The sequence below is a fragment of the Phenylobacterium sp. genome (assembly GCF_036495085.1).
Taxonomy (GTDB): domain Bacteria; phylum Pseudomonadota; class Alphaproteobacteria; order Caulobacterales; family Caulobacteraceae; genus Phenylobacterium.
Genome location: NZ_DASXNL010000179.1, coordinates 1 through 17,777, shown reverse-complemented (window position 1 = coordinate 17,777; position 17,777 = coordinate 1). Strand labels below are relative to the sequence as shown.

24 protein-coding genes are annotated in these 17,777 nt (G+C 67.4%); 12 read left to right on the top strand and 12 right to left on the bottom strand.

The genetic code is table 11. From position 1 onward, the window contains the following. Window positions 1–16: 16 nt before the first annotated feature. Both fabA and VGI62_RS20035 read right to left on the bottom strand, forming a co-directional pair. Window positions 17–532, bottom strand: a complete 516-nt coding sequence (gene fabA, locus VGI62_RS20040) for a 3-hydroxyacyl-[acyl-carrier-protein] dehydratase FabA (RefSeq protein WP_331506337.1) — start codon at window positions 530–532, stop codon at window positions 17–19. Between the two features lie 65 nt (window positions 533–597). Continuing rightward, entirely contained in the window at window positions 598–1,167 is a 570-nt protein-coding gene (locus VGI62_RS20035) for an SH3 domain-containing protein (protein ID WP_331506336.1), read from the bottom strand. Between the two features lie 115 nt (window positions 1,168–1,282). On the opposite strand from VGI62_RS20035, the gene VGI62_RS20030 reads away from it, so the two are divergent. Continuing rightward, complete coding sequence (locus tag VGI62_RS20030) at window positions 1,283–2,269, top strand: D-glycerate dehydrogenase (protein ID WP_331506335.1); 987 nt, start codon at window positions 1,283–1,285, stop codon at window positions 2,267–2,269. Window positions 2,270–2,285: 16 nt separating this feature from the next. On the opposite strand, the gene VGI62_RS20025 is transcribed toward VGI62_RS20030, so the two are convergent. Next, window positions 2,286–3,041, bottom strand: a complete 756-nt coding sequence (locus tag VGI62_RS20025) for a molybdopterin-synthase adenylyltransferase MoeB (protein WP_331506334.1) — start codon at window positions 3,039–3,041, stop codon at window positions 2,286–2,288. A gap of 184 nt (window positions 3,042–3,225) precedes the next feature. On the opposite strand from VGI62_RS20025, the gene VGI62_RS20020 reads away from it, so the two are divergent. Beyond that, the gene (locus VGI62_RS20020; protein WP_331506333.1) at window positions 3,226–4,044 is read left to right on the top strand and encodes a nuclear transport factor 2 family protein; all 819 of its coding nucleotides are present in this window, start codon (window positions 3,226–3,228) and stop codon (window positions 4,042–4,044) included. Here VGI62_RS20020 and VGI62_RS20015 read toward each other — a convergent pair. Continuing rightward, a complete protein-coding gene (locus VGI62_RS20015) occupies window positions 4,041–4,514 on the bottom strand; it encodes a DUF2244 domain-containing protein (RefSeq protein WP_331506332.1) in 474 nt (157 codons plus the stop codon). The genes VGI62_RS20020 and VGI62_RS20015 overlap by 4 nt on opposite strands. A 71-nt stretch (window positions 4,515–4,585) precedes the next feature. Here VGI62_RS20015 and nth point away from each other — a divergent pair, with 71 nt between their 5' ends. From nth to VGI62_RS19980, 7 genes are read left to right on the top strand one after another with little or no spacing between them, the layout of a single operon-like run. Beyond that, a complete protein-coding gene (gene nth, locus VGI62_RS20010) occupies window positions 4,586–5,281 on the top strand; it encodes an endonuclease III (RefSeq protein ID WP_331506331.1) in 696 nt (231 codons plus the stop codon). Window positions 5,282–5,335: 54 nt separating this feature from the next. Further along, a complete protein-coding gene (locus VGI62_RS20005) occupies window positions 5,336–6,325 on the top strand; it encodes an adenosine kinase (RefSeq protein ID WP_331506330.1) in 990 nt (329 codons plus the stop codon). A 2-nt stretch (window positions 6,326–6,327) separates the two neighbouring features. Beyond that, window positions 6,328–6,918, top strand: a complete 591-nt coding sequence (gene hisB / locus VGI62_RS20000) for an imidazoleglycerol-phosphate dehydratase HisB (protein ID WP_331506329.1) — start codon at window positions 6,328–6,330, stop codon at window positions 6,916–6,918. A gap of 12 nt (window positions 6,919–6,930) precedes the next feature. Next, entirely contained in the window at window positions 6,931–7,584 is a 654-nt protein-coding gene (gene hisH / locus VGI62_RS19995) for an imidazole glycerol phosphate synthase subunit HisH (RefSeq protein ID WP_331506328.1), read from the top strand. Beyond that, the gene (hisA, locus tag VGI62_RS19990) at window positions 7,581–8,303 is read left to right on the top strand and encodes a 1-(5-phosphoribosyl)-5-[(5-phosphoribosylamino)methylideneamino]imidazole-4-carboxamide isomerase (protein WP_331506327.1); all 723 of its coding nucleotides are present in this window, start codon (window positions 7,581–7,583) and stop codon (window positions 8,301–8,303) included. The genes hisH and hisA overlap by 4 nt, the downstream gene beginning before the upstream one ends. Beyond that, window positions 8,300–9,073, top strand: coding sequence for an imidazole glycerol phosphate synthase subunit HisF (gene hisF / locus VGI62_RS19985; RefSeq protein ID WP_331506326.1), 774 nt, complete (start codon window positions 8,300–8,302; stop codon window positions 9,071–9,073). Before hisA ends, hisF begins: the two co-directional genes overlap by 4 nt. Continuing rightward, a complete protein-coding gene (locus VGI62_RS19980; RefSeq protein ID WP_331506325.1) occupies window positions 9,070–9,393 on the top strand; it encodes a phosphoribosyl-ATP diphosphatase in 324 nt (107 codons plus the stop codon). Before hisF ends, VGI62_RS19980 begins: the two co-directional genes overlap by 4 nt. A gap of 3 nt (window positions 9,394–9,396) precedes the next feature. On the opposite strand, the gene VGI62_RS19975 is transcribed toward VGI62_RS19980, so the two are convergent. From VGI62_RS19975 to timA, 3 genes are read right to left on the bottom strand one after another with little or no spacing between them, the layout of a single operon-like run. Next, a complete protein-coding gene (locus VGI62_RS19975; protein WP_331506324.1) occupies window positions 9,397–9,903 on the bottom strand; it encodes a Smr/MutS family protein in 507 nt (168 codons plus the stop codon). Continuing rightward, the gene (locus VGI62_RS19970; protein ID WP_331506323.1) at window positions 9,900–11,078 is read right to left on the bottom strand and encodes an MltA domain-containing protein; all 1,179 of its coding nucleotides are present in this window, start codon (window positions 11,076–11,078) and stop codon (window positions 9,900–9,902) included. Before VGI62_RS19970 ends, VGI62_RS19975 begins: the two co-directional genes overlap by 4 nt. A 5-nt stretch (window positions 11,079–11,083) precedes the next feature. Further along, the gene (gene timA / locus VGI62_RS19965) at window positions 11,084–11,698 is read right to left on the bottom strand and encodes a TIM44-related membrane protein TimA (RefSeq protein WP_331506405.1); all 615 of its coding nucleotides are present in this window, start codon (window positions 11,696–11,698) and stop codon (window positions 11,084–11,086) included. A 167-nt stretch (window positions 11,699–11,865) separates the two neighbouring features. Here timA and secB point away from each other — a divergent pair, with 167 nt between their 5' ends. After that, window positions 11,866–12,360, top strand: a complete 495-nt coding sequence (gene secB, locus VGI62_RS19960) for a protein-export chaperone SecB (RefSeq protein WP_331506322.1) — start codon at window positions 11,866–11,868, stop codon at window positions 12,358–12,360. Here the strand turns inward: secB and dnaQ are convergent. The 5 genes from dnaQ to VGI62_RS19935 are packed head-to-tail and all read right to left on the bottom strand — an operon-like array spanning window position 12,357 to window position 16,026. Next, window positions 12,357–13,070 (bottom strand): DNA polymerase III subunit epsilon, encoded by a 714-nt coding sequence (gene dnaQ, locus VGI62_RS19955; protein ID WP_331506321.1) that lies wholly within the window; start codon window positions 13,068–13,070, stop codon window positions 12,357–12,359. The genes secB and dnaQ overlap by 4 nt on opposite strands. Before the next feature lie 31 nt (window positions 13,071–13,101). Continuing rightward, window positions 13,102–13,725 carry a dephospho-CoA kinase gene (gene coaE, locus VGI62_RS19950; RefSeq protein WP_331506320.1) on the bottom strand — a complete coding sequence of 208 codons (624 nt, stop codon included), beginning with the start codon at window positions 13,723–13,725 and terminating at the stop codon, window positions 13,102–13,104. Next, a complete protein-coding gene (gene aroE, locus VGI62_RS19945) occupies window positions 13,722–14,585 on the bottom strand; it encodes a shikimate dehydrogenase (RefSeq protein ID WP_331506319.1) in 864 nt (287 codons plus the stop codon). The genes coaE and aroE overlap by 4 nt, the downstream gene beginning before the upstream one ends. Beyond that, window positions 14,582–15,178, bottom strand: a complete 597-nt coding sequence (locus VGI62_RS19940; protein ID WP_331506318.1) for a Maf family protein — start codon at window positions 15,176–15,178, stop codon at window positions 14,582–14,584. The genes aroE and VGI62_RS19940 overlap by 4 nt, the downstream gene beginning before the upstream one ends. Beyond that, window positions 15,175–16,026, bottom strand: coding sequence for a pyruvate, water dikinase regulatory protein (locus VGI62_RS19935; protein WP_331506317.1), 852 nt, complete (start codon window positions 16,024–16,026; stop codon window positions 15,175–15,177). Before VGI62_RS19935 ends, VGI62_RS19940 begins: the two co-directional genes overlap by 4 nt. A gap of 513 nt (window positions 16,027–16,539) precedes the next feature. Here VGI62_RS19935 and hemE point away from each other — a divergent pair. Next, on the top strand, window positions 16,540–17,592 hold the full coding sequence (gene hemE, locus VGI62_RS19930; RefSeq protein ID WP_331506316.1) for a uroporphyrinogen decarboxylase: 1,053 nt from the start codon (window positions 16,540–16,542) through the stop codon (window positions 17,590–17,592). After that, on the top strand, window positions 17,589–17,777 hold a 189-nt coding region (locus VGI62_RS19925; protein WP_331506315.1), incomplete at its 3' end, for a ferrochelatase. The genes hemE and VGI62_RS19925, both read left to right, overlap by 4 nt.

Here is a 17,777-nt window from a genome sequence, read left to right as displayed (position 1 = left end):
CCGACTCGAGGGCCCGTCAGGGCCGCTGGTAAAGGCCGACGCGAAGGTCCTGCGCCCAATAGATGGGAACCCCGTCGGCTTCCAACACCCCGTCGCCAATCCCCATCACAAGGCGACGGTTGATAACCCGCTTCATCTCGATTTTGTAGGTGACAGTCTTGATGGCCGGCGTGACTTCACCGCCGAACTTCACCTCGCCGCAGCCAAGCGCGCGCCCGCGACCCTTGCCGCCGATCCAGCCCAGATAGAATCCGACCAGTTGCCACAGCGCATCCAGTCCCAGGCTCCCCGGCATCACCGGATCGCCGATGAAGTGGCAATCGAAGAACCAGAGGTCGGGGCGGATGTCGAATTCGGCCTCGATGAGGCCCTTGCCGTGGGCCCCGCCCTCGTCGGTGATCTTCGTAATGCGATCGAACAGCAGCATAGGCGGCGCAGGAAGCTGCGCGTTGCCCGGCCCGTACATTTCCCCGCGCGCGCAGGTCATCAGCTCGTCGAAGCTGTAGTGATCCTTAGCCTTGGCTTGCGTCATCTGCGGTCCGTCCCTCTAAGGCGACTGGCCCTAGCAGAGCCGAACCCCTTCCTCAATGACGGAACTCAGTGACCTTGGGGCCGGCACTGGGGCCCGTCCGTCGTTCCCCAGAGGCCGCCTTCGCGCACCCAGCCCGATGCGTGGTCGGCGCGCACGCGGCACCATCCCTTGCGGCAGCGGTCGACCGCGGCCAGCGAGCGGGGGTTCAGGTATGCCTCGGGCCTGGCGTCGTCCTGGGGCTTTTGCAGGAGGGGCACGGCGGCCTGGCTGGTGTTCATGGTCATGCGCCGCCCATCGGTGACGCGCTTGTGGACCCACGCGAGCGATCCTTCCGGATCGCAGACGCGGCGCCACTCGGCGGTTTCGGCGATCACCTGCAGTGGCAGGCCGCGGACCTCATAGACCCAAAGCAGCCGGTGGTCGTCGCCGGGGCCCGCGCGAGCGTTCACCTTGTCGAATTTGAGGGACACGTATCGCGGCACCGGCATCCCCGACGGCGTCTGCCGCTCGGCCGCCGCCGCGCCGCCTACGAGGCCCGCAGCCGCAATGACAACAGCCGCCAGCGCCTGCGCCGCGACTTTCGGCGCCCGGCGCTGCGGCCGCACCAATTCAATAGCCTCGCCTTGGCCGCCCATGACGCCTTTGCTAGAGGTTGCAAACAACAGGATGCGCCGGTGAAGCGGCGCAGGAACGCCCCCTTCTTCACGGCATCTCGCTTTCGAGTCACCCCCAATCTCATTCAAGTCGCACATGGCAGCCCCCAAGCCGAAAGTCATCGTCACCCGAAAGCTCCCCGATCCGGTGGAGACCCGGATGCGTGAGCTGTTCGACACCGAGCTCAACCTGACTGATCAGCCGCTGACCCGCGATCAGCTGGTGGAGGCGGTGGGACGCGCCGATGTGCTTGCGCCGACCATCACCGACAAGATCGACGAAGCCCTGCTCGAAAGGGCTGGGCCGAAGCTGAAACTGATCGCCAACTTCGGGGCCGGAATCGACCACGTCGACGTCGCCGCCGCCAACGGGCGCGGGATCACCGTCACCAACACGCCCGGTGTCCTGACCGAGGATACCGCCGACCTGACCATGGCGTTGATCATGGCGGTGGCCCGGCGGATCGTTGAGGGCGCCAACGTCACGCAAGGGGGTGGTTTCACCGGCTGGACCCCGACTTGGATGATGGGCCATCGGATCACCGGCAAGCGCCTGGGGATCATCGGCATGGGCCGGATCGGCCAGGCTGTGGCCCGTCGGGCGCGAGCCTTCGGTCTGCAGATCCACTACCATAACCGGAAGCCGGTCAGCCCAAGGATCGCTGAGGAGCTCGGGGCCACGTATTGGGACAGCCTCGACCAGATGTTGGCGCGTATGGACATCATCTCGGTCCACTCGCCGCATACGCCGGCCACCTATCACCTGCTTTCGGCGCGCCGCCTCAAACTGCTGCAGCCGCATGCCATCCTGATCAATACCGCCCGCGGCGAGATCATCGACGAGACGGCGCTGGCCGACCTATTGAAGACGGGGGCGATCGCCGGCGCCGGCCTCGACGTCTTTGAGTTCGAGCCGCAGATAAACCCGAAGCTGCTCCACCTCCCCAACGCCGTTCTCCTGCCGCACATGGGCTCGGCGACACTGGAGGGCCGGATCGACATGGGCGAGAAGGTGATCATCAACATCCGCACCTGGATGGACGGCCACAAGCCGCCCGACAGGGTCATCCCGGCGATGATGTGAGGAAACCACCCCTCTCTCAGGGAGCGGGGAGGACGCCGCCTCCGCACACCGGACAATCCGGATCCGCACCCACTCGCACCGTTCGCGTCTCCGCTGACAAGGCGTCGTAGATCATCAGCCGCCCAAGCAGCGGCTCACCGGCCCCGGTAATCAACTTGATCGCCTCCAACGCCATCATCGAGCCGACGACGCCGGCCAGCGCCCCCACCACGCCCACCGCCACGCACGTCTCGGCGTCGGGCGGTATCTCCGGGACCAGGCAGCGGTAGCAGGGTTGGCCGCCGAACACGCCCACCTGCCCGGTCCAGCGGCCGATGGCGCCGGAGATCAGCGGCTTGCGGTGACGGACGCAGGCGGCGTTGATTTCATACCGAACGGAGAAGTTGTCGGTCCCATCGAGCACCAGGTCGACGCCTTTCGCCAGTTCGTCGGCGGTGGAGCTGTCGAACGCACCGTCATAGCCGGCGACGAAGATGTGCGGGTTAAGCGCCGCGAGACGGTCGGCGGCGGCTTCCGCCTTGGATCGCCCGACATCGCCCTCCGCATAAAGAACCTGTCGCTGCAGGTTGGAGAGCTCCACGACGTCCGGGTCGGCGACGAAGAGGGCCCCCACGCCCGCGGCAGCCAGGTAGAGGGCCGCAGGGGAGCCCAGCCCGCCGGCGCCGACAATCAGGACGCTTGCGCCCTTCAGCTTCTGCTGACCCGGCCCACCCACCTCTCGCAGCACCAGGTGGCGGGCGTAGCGCTCGATCTCGACGTCTGTGAAGGCCATTGCCTGCATCTTGGCCCTAAGGCTTGATCACGCAACCCGGATCGCGCCGTCTGTCGCGGCGCAATGGCCGCTCGTCGAGAGCCCTGAAGACACCGTCAGGCTGCTAAGGCCATAGCTTCGGCCGAGGAGCCTGGAGGTCAGAACCTTGTGGAATACGGCTGCGTCTGTGGCGGTGGCGAGCTTGTTGGCGCTTGGAACCCCGGCCGCGCCTGCCGCGCCGGGCGATCCTGCGGCGGTCGTGGCCGCCGAGCGCGCTTTCGCCAACCGCGCCGGAGAGGTCGGCATCGCGCCGAGCTTCCTCGAATATATGGCCGACGACGCCATCGTCTTTGCTCCCGACCCGCTCCTGGCCAGGGCGGTCTACGGCGCGCGGCCTCCTGGTAAGGCGCCGCGGGATGGCGGGACGCGCTTGAACTGGTGGCCGAACTTCGCCGGGGTCGCGCGTTCTGGCGACCTCGGCTTCACAACCGGCCCGGCGACCATCAACGGCAAGCCGGCCGGCATCTTCTACTTCACGGTCTGGGCCCGGCAGCCCGACGGCGGTTGGAAGTGGGTTTACGACGGCGGCATCGAGGCTGACGGCGCAGCCGCGCCCGGCCCCGATTCCACGCCGATAGCCCTGCCTCCCGGCGACGCCAAGCCGCTTGCGGCCGCCGCCGCGATGGAGCAGGTGCGTTCCGCCGAAATGGCCTTGGCCGCGCGCGCCCGCACCGATGCGGCGCAGGCTTATAAAGCCGTGCTAGCCGCCGATGCCCGCGTGCAAGGCTCCTCCGCCGCGCCCGCCACAAGCCCCGAGGCCGTGGACCGGCAACTCGCCGCACGCGCGCACGCTGTCGCCTTTGGCCCGCTCGGCGGCGGCGCCTCGAAGGCCGGTGACCTGGTCTGGACCTATGGCGACGCCCGCTGGGACGAGGGCCGCGGACACTATGTGCGGATCTGGCAGCGCCGCGGCGGCAAGTGGAGCCTGGTCTTTGACCAGATCGTCGCGGTTCAGAAGCCCTAGTTCCGCTCGCGACGGGCTTCCCAGATCGCCTTCTCGAGCGCGAGCGCGAACTCGCCGCGTTCACGCGGGCTGAGGGCCTGGGCGACGGCGACTTCGCGCCCCGAGAGCGCCAGCCGAAGCCCCACAGTGCGGTCTTCTTCCTTGTCGACAGCGACCCGCGTGAAGGCGGTTGGGCTCTCCCACACCACCCGGCTCCAGTTGGGAGCTTCGTGGGTGACGACCACATCGCGGGCGGTCACCTGAACCCGCTCTATCCGTCGCGCGGAGCGGAAACTCACCAGGAACGCCACGATCACGGCCAGGACGTCGAGCCCCAGGAAGAAGGGAACAAACAGCGCGCCCATGTAGACGAAAACCGCCGCCGAAGCGCAGTTGGCCAGGGTCACGACCGTGATCAGGATGATGAAGCCGCGCTCGGAGAGCGAGCGGTGCGGTCTGATCACCGCGTTCATGTAGGTTTGGCCGAGCATTCGCCCGCCAAGGATAGGCCCTGAAACCGTCTTGGCGGAAGGGCCTCGCGCAGGCCATCTTGCGCCCCCTCATGGCCAAGCCAACCAAACCCTCGAAGAACAATCCCCGCAAAAGGCGCTTGAGCCCGGCCGAACAGGCGCGAATTGCGGAGATCTTCACCCGGTTCGAGGAGCAGGAGAGCGACCCGCGCACCGAACTCGACTACGCCGGCGCCTTCACCCTGGTCGTCGCCGTCGCGCTTTCGGCCCAGGCCACCGACGTCTCGGTGAACAAGGCGACCGACAAGCTCTTCAAGGTCGCCGACACCCCGCAGAAGATGCTGGCGCTGGGCGAGGAGGGGCTGAAGCCCTTCATCTCTTCGATCGGCCTCTACAATATGAAGGCCAAGAACGTTGTCGCCCTGTCCCGCATCCTGGTGGAGCAATATGGCGGCGAGGTGCCGCTGAACCGCGAGGCGCTGCAGGCGCTGCCCGGCGTTGGGCGCAAGACCGCCTCGGTGGTCTTGAACGAACTTCGCATCGAGCCGGCCATAGCCGTCGATACCCACGTCTTCCGCGTGTCCCACCGCCTGGGCCTCGCGACGGGTAAGACCCCGGACCAGGTCGAGGCCGAGCTCATGGCCATCGTGCCCGACGCCTTGAAGACCCGCGCCCACCACTGGCTGATCCTGCACGGGCGATATGTGTGCCTGGCGCGCCGGCCGAAGTGCGAGACCTGCGTGGTGGCCGACCTGTGCCCAAGCCGCCATCTGTTCGTGCGAACCTAGCCGGGGCGGGGATTTCACGGTAAGTGGCCCCGGTCCCGTCCCGAAAGCTCTAGTATGCCAGACCTCTACGACGTCGCCGCGATCGGCAACGCCATTGTTGATGTGATCGCCCCGGCGACCGATGAGTTCCTGGCCGCGAACAGCCTGGACAAGGGCGCCATGATGCTGGTCGACCAGGGGCAGTCTGCTGCGCTTTACGCCAAGATGGCGGCCGGGGTGAAAACCTCCGGCGGCTCGGCCGGCAACACTGTCGCCGGAGTGGCGAGCTTCGGCGGCAAGGCGGCTTACCTGGCCAAGGTCGCCGCCGATGAGCTGGGCGAGGTGTTCACTAACGATATGCGCGCCATCGGCGCCCACTTCGATCCGATCCCGCTGGTCGGCGGCCCCGCCACCGCCATCAGCATGATCAACGTCACCCCGGACGCCCAGCGGACAATGTGCACCTACTTGGGCGCGTCGGTGGAATTCACTGACGATGACGTGCAGAAGGACGTCATCGAGGGCGCCAAGATTGTCTACTTGGAAGGATACCTTTTCGACGCCGAAGCGGCACGGCGCGCCTTCGCCAAGGCCGCAGCCCTGGCGCATGGCGCAGGACGCATGATCGCGCTCACACTCTCGGACGGCTTCGTAGTCGCGCGACACCGCGGGGCGCTGATGGGCTTCATTGAGGGCCAGGTCGACTTGCTGTTCGCCAACGAAACCGAAATCACGTCGCTTTTCCAAACCACCGACTTCGACGCCGCCGTGTCGGCGATCCGCCCGCATGTTAAGCTGGCTGCGATCACTCGAAGCGAGAAGGGCTCGGTGATCCTCAGCAACGGCGAGCGCCTGACCGTGAAAGCCGAGCCGGTTGAAAAACTCGTGGACACGACGGGCGCCGGCGACCAATACGCAGCCGGCTTTATGTTCGGCCTGTCGAGGGGGAGATCGCTGCAGCAATGCGGCCAGTTGGCCAGCCTCGCGGCGGCTGAGGTGATCTCGCATTACGGTCCGCGACCGCAGGTCTCGCTCAAGGACCTCGCCGCGGCCAGGGGATATTGACGATGAGCCGCAAGGCGGAGGTTGTCCGCAACACCAAGGAGACCCAGATCCGGATCGCGCTCGATCTGGACGGCTCGGGCGAGTCCAAGGTCACGACCGGCATCGGCTTCTTCGACCACATGCTGGAGAGTTTCATCCGGCATGGCGGTTTCGACGCCACGATCGAGACGAAGGGCGACCTGCACATCGACATGCATCACACGGTGGAGGACACCGGGATCGTTCTGGGCCAGGCGTTCAACCAGGCGCTGGACGGCTTCAAGGGCGTGCGTCGCTTCGGCCACGCCTATATCCCGATGGACGAGACCCTGACGCGCTGCGCAATCGACCTCTCCAATCGGCCCTATCTGATCTGGAACGTGGCCTTCAAGACCCCGAAGGTGGGCGACATGGACACCGAGCTCTTCAAGGAGTTCCACCACGCCTTCGCCATGAACTGCGGCGCCTGCGTGCACCTGGAGACCCTCTACGGAACCAACTCGCATCACATCGCCGAGAGCGGTTTCAAGGCGCTCGCCCGCTCGCTGCGCCACGCCGTCGAACTCGATCCCAAGACCCACGGTCACGCGCCCTCCACAAAGGGCGTGCTCTAGGATTTCATGTCCATGCAGAGCGTCGCCCTGATCAACTACGGGTCGGGCAACCTTCGCTCGGCCGAAAAGGCCCTGATCCGCGCCGCGGACGGGAAGAGCAGGATCGTTGTCACCGATAACCCCGACGTCGTCGCAACGGCCGATCGCCTCGTGCTGCCTGGCGTCGGCGCGTTCGCCGCCTGTATGTCGGCGCTTGAGGCCAGGCCGGGCGTGATCGAGGCCATGACCGAGGCGGTCCACGGCAGGGGCGCGCCGTTCCTGGGCATCTGCGTGGGCATGCAACTCCTGGCCTCGCGCGGCCTGGAATTCGGCGAGACGCCCGGGCTTGACTGGATCGCAGGCGATGTGCGGAAGCTCGGGTCATCCGACCCGGCGATCAAGATACCGCACATGGGATGGAACGACCTCGAAGGCGTCTCCGACCAGCCGCTGATGGCGGGCTTGAAACCCCCGCCCGGCTCGAAAGAGGGTCAGACGGTCTATTTCACGCACTCCTTCGCCTTTTTCCCGAAGGACGAAGGCGATGTGGCGGCCTATGTGGATCACGGCGAACGGTTCCCCGCCGCGGTGGCGCGCGGCAACGTCGCCGGTGTCCAGTTCCACCCGGAGAAATCGCAAGCCTCCGGCCTTTCCCTTCTCGCGCGCTTTCTGGAGTGGCGACCTTGATTCTCTACCCCGCCATCGACCTGAAGGACGGCCAGTGCGTGCGCGTTGTGCATGGCGACCTATCGACCGCGACGGTGTTCAACACCTCGCCCGGTGACCAGGCCCGCACCTGGGCTGACGGCGGCTTCCACTGGATCCATGTGGTCGATCTGAACGGGGCGGTCTCCGGCAAGGCCGTCAACCAGGCCGCGGTCGAGGAGATCCTGAGCGCGGTCTCCGTGCCGGTGCAACTCGGCGGCGGCATCCGCTCCATGGCCGACATCGAAGGCTGGATCGAAGCCGGCGTCAGCCGTGTGATCCTGGGCACCGTCGCCGTCCGTCAGCCGGAGATCGTGCGGGAGGCGGCCCGGGCCTGGCCCGAGCAGATCGCCGTCAGTGTCGACGTACGCAAGGGCAAGGTCGCCGTGCAGGGGTGGACCGAGGACTCCGATCTCGACGCGATCACCGTCGCCAAGCGGTTCGAGGACGTCGGCGTCAGCGCCCTGATCATCACCGACATCGACCGCGATGGCACGGTGATGGGCTTCAACGTCGAGGCCTTCGGGGCCATCGCCGACGCCGTGAGCATCCCGGTTATTGCGGCCGGGGGCCTGGCCACCATCGACGACATCGTCCGCCTGAAAGCCCGCAAAGGGACCAGGATCGCGGGAGCCGTTCTGGGCCGCGCACTCTACAACGGCGCTATCACACCCGCCGAGGCTCTGCAGGTGGCCGCGTGACCCTGCGGGTTCGCGTTATCCCCTGCCTGGACGTCAAGGACGGCCGGGTGGTGAAGGGCGTGCAGTTCGTATCCTTGCGCGATGCCGGCGATCCCGTGGAACAGGCGAGGGCATATGACGCGGCGGGCGCCGACGAGCTGATGTTCCTCGACATTACCGCCAGCCACGAGAACCGAGGGACCATCCTCGACGTGGTCGCCCGCACGGCCGACGTCTGTTTCATGCCCCTTTCGGTGGGAGGCGGCATCCGCAAGGTCGAAGACGCGCGGCGCCTGTTGCTCGCCGGCGCTGACAAGATCTCGATCAACACCGCCGCGGTGGAGGACCGCGACCTGATCGCAGCCTGCGCCGACGCCTTCGGCAGCCAGGCGACCGTTGTCGCCATCGACGCCAAGCGGGTCGGCGACCAATGGCGGGTGTTCACCTATGGCGGGCGCAACGACACGGGCCTGGACGTTGTGGCCTATTCCGCCGAGGCCGTGGAGCGCGGCGGGGGCGAGATCCTCCTGACCTCGATGGATCGCGACGGGGCCAAGATCGGCTACGACCTCGATCTGCTGAAGGCCGTGACCAGCGCCGTCTCGGTGCCCGTGATCGCCTCCGGCGGGGCTGGGAACGCCGCGCATATGGTCGAGGCGGTGACGGGTGGCGGAGCCGATGCCGTGCTTGCCGCCTCGATTTTCCACTTCGGCGAGGTCTCCATCGACGAGGTCAAGCGCTCCATGGCCGCCGCCCACATCCCCGTCCGCCCGACAGGGGCTGCCGCATGAGCCGTTTCGCCGAAGTCGTGACGCGTCTGGCCGCCGTCATCGAGACCCGGAAAGAGGCCGATGCAAGCGCCTCCTACACCGCCAAGCTGCTGGCTTCGCCCGCGTTGGCCGCCAAGAAACTCGGCGAAGAGGCCGTCGAAACCGTCATCGCGGCGACCCAGGGCGACAAGCTCTCGCTGGCCGCAGAGAGCGCCGACCTGATCTATCACTTTCTCGTGGTGTTGGCGGCCGCCGGCGTCTCGCTCGACGACGTCGCCGCCAGCCTGGAGGCCCGTGAGGGAACGTCGGGCCACGTCGAGAAAGCCTCGCGGAAACCCTAGCGACTAGCTCCGCGCTTTTCGCTTCAGCGCCACGTAGAGCGCGCCGTCCCCACCATGATGGCGCGCGGCGTCGGAGATCCCGGCGACCATGTGCGCCAAGTGCGGGGCGGCCAGCCATTCGGGCGCCCGCCGCTTCAAGACGCCATCGCCCTGCACGCCCTTCCCTGTGATCACCAGTACGGCCCGCCAGCCGTCGTTCCAGGCGCGGGTCAGGAAGGACTCCAGCGTCGTCCGTGCGCGAGCCTGATCCAGGCCATGCAGGTCCAGGCGCGCGCCGATGTCTTCCCGCTCCTTTGCAATACGGTGTCGGCGGTTCGGCTCGATGGCGTCGAGAGCCTCACGAGGCTTGGCTGGCCGAACAGCCGGCTTCGGCGGGGCGAGGCGGGCGGCGATCTCCGTCCGGGCCGCCTCTTGCGAGGCCGTAGGCGTGCCCCGACCCGCCAGGGGGTGGATGGTCGACGAGACCATCCCCCAGATCCTGATCTCTTCCGGTTTCAGCGGCCGCTTCATGGCGCCGGGACTCTGGGGACCAGGCGGTAGAGCCGAAGCGTATGACGCACCCGCCCGGCCTCGGCGCCGGCAGTCATGCCGACCCCCAGATAGAGATCGGCGCGGACTTCGCCCTTGATCGCCCCACCGGTGTCCAGCGCCAGCGCCAAGCGCCGATAGGCGGGGAAGGCGCCCTTGAGGATCGGCGCCTCGGCGTCCACCCAGAAGAGTTCGCCCATTTGGTGGAAGGTGGGATCGATCGCGAGGGCGCGACCGGGAGGCAAGGGCAGGTTCGCAGAGCCCACCGGTTGGCGGCCATCGTCCGGCACGAGGCTGAAGAAGGCGTAGCGAGGGTTGAGCCGCATGACCGCGTCGGCGTCGGACCCGCGATGGTCGGCGAGCCAGGACCGGATGGCCTCGGCAGAGGTGTTGTCGGCGGCCAGCAAAGCCCGGTCGCGCATGACGTTGGCCACGGCCACGAAGGGCCGCCCGTTGGTGGCGGCATAAAGGGCCTTCATCCGCTTGCCGCCCTCGAAGGTCAGAATGCCCGACCCTTGAATCTGCAGGAAGAACAGGTCTTCGGGCCGCATCCAGGCCAGCGCCTGAACCGGCGGAGTCGCCTCAATGGCTGCGCGATCCGGATAAGGGAGCAATGTTCCGTCGCCGGCATCTCGCGCCGCGCCGATGCGGCCGGCCTGAGCGGCATCGAACATGCCGGCATCGACCGTCTTCAGGTCGGCGGGTCTTGGGCGTAAGGGGGCGCTGAATTCTTCGTCCGGTTTTCGGCGAGCGGGGTATTCCGGGGCGAAGTAGGCGGTGAGCACGCCTTCGCCGGCCGGGATCTCGGCGCGGAAATTGGCCTCAAAGAACCGGCGAGACTGCTCGCGGTCGAGGAGCCCGATGGCCCGCGCGCTGCGACAAGCCTGGGCCATGGCTGGGTCACGAGCTGCGCCGCAGGTTTCACGGAAGGCCGCGAGGGCTGCCGCGTGATCCTCCGCCTCCCAACCTTTCAGGGCTGCCAGCGGCAGGCTGCGCTCGGGCGCAGGTGCGGAAGATGGAGGCGTTTCGGCGGGAACCGGGGACGGAGGTATGCGGCTGGCCGACGAGGGCGTCTGCGGCGTTGTGGCGCAGGCGGCCAGGGCGAGCGCGACCAACCCAAGCGCAAACGGGGCCGCGCCGACAGCTCGCAATGGCACCTAGCTCAGGCCTCCGCGGCGTCGACGTGGATCAGCGTCCAGTTTGGATCGCGGCTCTTCAATTGCCGCTCGAAGGTCCACAGCTCAGCGGTTCGCCGGTCTTCGACGCCTTCGCCTTCGGGCCCCTTCGTGCGGCTGCGGAACTCGGCGAGGAAGCGCACCGTCACTCGGGCCAGATCTGCGCCTACGACCTCGACCTTTTCCAGGTCCGCGCGAGGCGAATGCAGGAACTCGACAGTCTCGCTGCGGTTCTCGGCTTCGCGCGCGGCGATGGCGGTGTCGAAACCGGCCATCACGGGCGGCGCAAGCAGTTCGCGGAGTTTGGCGCGGTCGCCGGCCGCGAAGGCTTTGACGATCATCTCGTAAGCGGTCTTGGCGCCGCCGAGGAAGCGGCTGACGTCGAACCCGGGATCCTTGGACTTGACGGCCGCGAGGCCCGTCAGCGCGACCCCATCCTCCACGATCTGGGCCGGGGCGTCGGGCGCTCGATCCACCGCCGCGGCCGTGGTCGGCACTGCGGGCGTATCTTCCGGCTGCCGGCCCACGCGCCGACCCAGCACGGCGTAGAGCTGGTAGAGCACGATGGCCGCGAGGCCCGCAAAGATGATCAACTCAAGCACTTGCAACGATGAGCCCTTCGGGGTTCCGCCTAAAGGCGCTTCAACCAATATAGAACGATCCAACGCCGCCGTCAGGGGCAGCGTTGCATCGCTTGGGGCGCCATGATAGCCCGACCGCCCGACAAGACGCGAACCCTTCGTCGTCCCGCCACGGATTTAGCCGAACTATGACCGACACCAACGACGGCGCAGGCGCGCCTGAACCCGCCGCAGCCGCCGCCGAAGGCGCCGGTATCCGGGTCCTGGCCCAGTTCGTCCGCGACTTATCCTTCGAAAACCCGCGCGCGCCGGATTCCCTGCGCGGCGGCGCGGCTCAGCCTCAGATCGACCTGGGCGTCGAGATGAACGCCCGAGGCCGCGATGACGGCTACTATGAAGTCGACCTGAAGCTGTCGGCCCGGGCCAGCCGTGACGACGGCCCGATCTTCGTGGTCGAGCTGCTCTATGGCGGCGTATTCCAGATCGCCGGCGTGGCCGCCGAGGACATGGAACCGGTGCTGCTCATCGAGTGCCCGCGCTACCTATTCCCCTTCGCCCGCCGGATCATCGCCGACGTAACCTCGGACGGCGGCTACCCGCCCTTCCTGCTCGATCCCATCGACTTCGCCGGCGTCTATGCCGCGCGCAAGGCCGAACAGGGCGGCCAGGTCGGCCACGCCTAGGCCGGCAAGAGCCCGAATCTCGTCCACAGGCCGTCGTTCTTCACGACGTTGCGGATGAAGCTCGCGTGGATCTGGCGCTCTTCCTCGGTTGAGCGTGGCGCCAGCGGGCTCGGTCGGGGGCCATAGGCGTTGCAAGTCGCCGCAGCGACGGTCGTGACGGTTGCCGCGGTCGTGAGTTCAAGGCGGCGCTCACGGCCGCCCTTCAGCTCCAGATAGACCGCCGCCAGCAGCTTGGCGTCGACGAGCGCTCCGTGCTTCTCGCGCTCGGAAAGCGAAATCTTGAAGCGCTTGCAGAGCGCATCAAGGGAATTGTGCATGCCCGGGAACCGCATGCGGGCGAGTTCCAGTGTGTCGATCCAGCGGCCCTCCGGGAAGGGCGCCCGGCCACAGCCGCCGAGTTCATGGTTGATGAACGTGCGGTCAAAGCCGGCATTGTGGGCGATCATCGGGGCGTCGCCCACGAATTCCAGGAAGGCGTCGACCACCTCGGGATGCTCGAATCGCGGCTTGCCGCGAAGAAAGGCGCCCGACAGGCCATGCACGCGCTCGGCCTCGACAGGCATATCCCGGCAAGGATCAATGTAGGTGTGAAAGCTTCGGCCGGTCGGGACGAAGTCGTCGATCTCCAGGCAGGCGATTTCCACCATGCGGTGACCCATGGAGGGTTCGAAGCCGGTCGTCTCCGTGTCGAGGATGATCTCGCGCGCCATGACCTTTCTTGGCCCGGTTCGGGTCGCTTGTTCAACCGGTCGTAGGGTCGCGAGTCGGCCTGCGCTGTGGATCGCGCATGACCGCGATGATCTCGGCCACCTGTTCGCGGGCCGGCTGGAGGCCGCGGGAGGTATCGACGACAAAATGTGCGCGTGCACGCTTCTCGGCGTCGGCGACCTGGTGGGACAGGATAGCCGTCAGGCGATCGGGGGTCATGCCGGGTCGAGCCAACACGCGCTCCCGCTGCATGTCCGCCGGCGCGCTCGCCACCACGATCGCATCGACATTGGCGTGGCCGCCGGTTTCGAACAGCAACGGGATGTCCAGCACCACCATATCGGCGCCCTGCGTCTCCGCTCGCTGGAAGAAGCCGACCCGGTCGCGGCCGACCAGCGGGTGGACGATGGCGTTGAGCCGTTTAAGCGCCTCCGGATCGTCGAGCACCGCCTGCCGTAGGGCCTCGCGGTCGACACGACCGTCCCGGACCACACCCGGAAAGGCCTCACCCACCGGGGCGACTGCGGCCCCGCCCTTGTCGTAGAGGTCGTGGACTGCAGCATCAGCGTCGTAGACGGGCACCCCGAGGTCGCGGAACATCGCAGCCGTTGTCGATTTGCCCATGCCGATGGAGCCGGTGAGGCCGATCAGGATCATGACGACCAGGCCTCAAGTCTGGCGATGCAGAGCCCCCGCACATCGACGCCCGCAGGCGGCGGGCGACCGTAGAAGGCCTCGAACGAGGGCCCTGCCTGGCGGATGAGCATCTCCAGTCCGTCGACCGTTCGCCGCCCAAGCCGCCGGGCCTGTTCGAGGAAGGGCGTCACCAGGGGTTTGTAGGTCATGTCCATGATCACCGCCCCGGCCGGCGTGGCCTCGAGGGGCAGGATCAGCGCATCATCGCCGGCGATGCCGGCCGATGTCGCGTTGATCAGCACATTGGCGCCGTCGAACGCCCTGGCGGCCGCGTCCTGAGGGTAGGCTTGAGCGCCGCCACCCACCGAACCTGCGACCACCTCGGCGCGCGCCTGGGTGCGGTTGACGATCCGGACTTCGGGGGCGCCGGCCATCACCAGGGCCGCGGCCGCCCCGCGCGCGGCGCCTCCGGCGCCCAGAACGACGGCCGGGCCTGCCTTTGGGTCGAAACCGGGCGCCTGGGCGGCCAGCGCACCCAACAACCCCAGACCGTCGACGTTGTCGGCGGTGATCGAGCCGTCCTCGTTGAAGATCAGCAGGTTCGCCGCCCCCGCCAGTTCCGCCCGCTCGCCGACCTTATCGGCCACCCCGAGCGCCGCCTCCTTGAAAGGCAGCGTCACGTTCAGGCCGCGGATCGTCCCGCCACGCAGTCCCTCGGCGAAGTGACTGAAGCGGTCCGCCGGCGGGGAGAAGGCGACATAGACCGCGTCGAAGCCGGCCGCCCTGATCCATGCGTTCTGGATCAGCGGGCTGAGTGAGTGAGCGATGGGCGATCCGGCCACGCCGGCGACGGCGGTAGCGCCGGTGATGCTGCCGGTCATGGACGCAAGACGCCCTCTTTGCGCAGCAGATTCAGAAGGCCGATCAGCGGCAGGCCGAGGATGGTGAAGTAGTCCCCTTCGATCTTCGAGAAGAGCTGCACACCCATTCCTTCCAGTCGATAGCAGCCCACCGACCCCAGAGCCGCTTCGCCCTCGGCCGCCAGATAATCCTCGAGAAAGCCGTCGGTGAAATCGCGCATCGTCAGCGTCGCGCTCTCGGTCTCGCGCCAGACAGCCTCGCCGTCGCGGGCCACAACGACGGCGGAGTGCAATTCATGTGGCTGGCCGCGCAACGCCTGAAGGCGCGCCCGCGCGGATTTCACGGTCTCGACCTTGTCGTAAAGCTGGCCGGCGAATTCCAGCGTTTGATCAGCTCCGATCACCCACTCTGGTCGACCCGTCGATACCGCCAGCGCCTTGCGCTCGGCCAGGGCTTCGGCGATGCGCCTGGGGCTCGCGCCGCCAGCCAGCAACTCGGCCTTGGCCATGTCCTCGTCGACGCCGGAGCTCGCGGTCACGAAAGGCACGCCCGCGCCTTCCAGCACCGTGCGGCGCGTCGCGCTCTTCGAGGCCAACACCAACCCTGCGCTCATCCGAGCACCTCAACCTGTCCATGACCGCCATGCAGCAGGTTCAGCACCGCCGCGGCGGTCTCCTCGACGGACCGGCGGGTCACGTCGATCACCGGCCAGCCCTGCCGCTCGTAGAGGCGCCGCGCCTGGACGATCTCGTCGCGCACCGCGTCCACGTCGATGTAGGTCGACTCCCGGTTTTCTTTCAGGCTGAGCAACCGGTTGCGGCGGATCTGGATCAGACGATCCGGCGAGATAGAGAGTCCGACCACCAGCGTCGTTTTCAGTCCGAACAGCTTTTCCGGCGGGGGCCGGCCAGGGACGAGGGGCACATTGCCTGCCCGCACGCCGCGGTGAGCCAGGTAGATGCAGGTCGGCGTCTTGGAGGTCCGCGATACCCCCACCAGGACAACGTCAGCCTGTTCAAGGTCCTGTCCGCCTTGGCCGTCGTCGTGGCCGATCGCGTAGTTGAGCGCGTCCATGCGGTTGAAATAGTCGTTATCGAGCCGCAGATGCGCTCCGACACGGGTCGTCGTCGAATAGCCGAGGTAGCGCGACATGGCCGAGACCAGGGGGTCGAGGGCCGGGATGCACGGCATGTCGAGCCGGCGGCAACCCTCCTCGAGCGCCTGGCGCAGTCCATCATCGACGATGGTGTGGATGACGACCCCGGGAGCCTCTTCGATATCACCCAGCGCCCGGTCCAGCTGACGCTGCGAGCGGACGAGCGCGTAGATGTGCTCGATGGGCAAGACGTTGTCGAACCGGGCGCAGACCGCGCGCGCCATGGCGTTCAGGGTCTCGCCCGTGGAATCGGAGACCAGGTGGACGTGGAAGTAGGTGGCGAGCCTTGGCGCGGGCGTGGTCACGGGCGGCCTGTCTCACAAAAATGCCTGGGGACGATTCCTGTGGAGCAGTCTTAGCGAAGCTGCGCGCGAATGGGGATAGATCGCGTGCGCCGAGGGCTCCGGAGCCGTCCCCATGTATGGGCGGGAGGAAAAGGGCCGTTTACGGATCGTTAACCCACATGGCCGCCGACCGGTGAAGGGCCGAGGGTCGGGTTGTCGACAGATTGTGACGGCGCGGGTCCGGCGTCTGGTTCGTCCCTGGATGTCTTAACGAAACCTTAAGGACGTCAGGGGGCTTGCGCCGCCATCCCCGCTATCCACACCCTGGTGACGCCGCTGCACGGTCACGCGGGCGGCCTGGGGAGAACGCCGGGACGTGATTGGCGGCGGCGGCTTTATCCACGCCCTCGACAGGCCCTATCGCCACTCCCGCAACCTTTTTCAAAAATCTTCTTGGAAGGAAGAAGGGCTGAGCGGGTCGGGCGCCGGACCCTTGGGCTTGAGAGTTCCGGCGAGAGACGATTTAAGGCCCTGATGAGCCAGACCACGCCCCGTCTCCTGCGAGCGCTCGCCGGCGAAACCCTGGACCGGCCGCCGATCTGGTTCATGCGCCAGGCCGGCAGGTCCTTGCCGGAGTATCTCGAGCTTCGGACCCGGGCCAAGGACTTCATCTCCTTCTGCCACGATCCGGAGATGGCCGCCGAGGCCACCCTGCAGCCGATGCGCCGGTTCCCGATGGACGCCGCCATCGTCTTCGCCGACATCCTGCTGATCCCCGGCGCGCTCGGCCAGGAGGTCTGGTTCGAGGCGGGCGAGGGACCCCGGCTGGGCGCCTTGCCGGACATCGCCCGCATGGCCGACGAGGTGGAGGCCTCCACCGGCCGGCTGTCGGCGATCGGCGAGACCCTGTCGCGGGTTCGCGCCGAGCTGGAACCGGACCGGGCCCTGATCGGCTTCGCCGGCGGCCCCTGGACGGTCGCGACCTACATGATCGAGGGCCGCGGCTCGCAGCGTGAGGCGGCAAGGACCTTCGCCTACGAGCATCCGGAGAAGCTGGACGCCCTGTTGCAGGTGCTGGTCGACGCCACCGCCCGCTACCTGATCATGCAGGCGAGGTCCGGCGCCCAGGCCCTGAAGATCTTCGAGAGCTGGGCCGAGGGTCTGGCCGAGGACGTCTTCGAGCGCATCGTCATCCAGCCGCACCGGGCGATCGTTGAGCAGGTGAGGGCGGCCGGCGTCACCGCGCCGTTCATCGGTTTCCCGAGGGGCGCCGGCGCCCTGGTCGACAACTACGCCCGCGCCGTCCCGGTCGAGGGCGTGGCGTTGGACACCCAGGCCAGCGCCGAGCTCGGCCGGCGGCTTCAGGCCAGTGGCAAGACCATTCAGGGCGCGCTCGACAACCTCTTGCTGCGGGCCGGTGGGCCGGCCCTCGACGCCCGGGTCGAGACCCTGCTCGCCCAGTGGAGCGGCGGGCCCTACATCTTCAACCTCGGACATGGCGTCATGCCGGACACGCCGATCGCCCATATCGCCCGCGTCGTCGAGCGCGTGACCGGCAAGCCGGTGAAGGCCATGGCCGCGGAGTGAGGAAACTCGCCGTCGTCCTCTTCAACCTGGGCGGGCCGGATAGTCTAAAGGCCGTAAAGCCTTTTCTTTTCAATCTCTTCCGTGATCCCGCGATCATCACCCTGCCGGCCGTCGCGCGCTATCCCCTGGCCGCCCTGATCGCCACGACCCGCAACCGGTCGGCGAAGGCCAATTACGCCAAGATG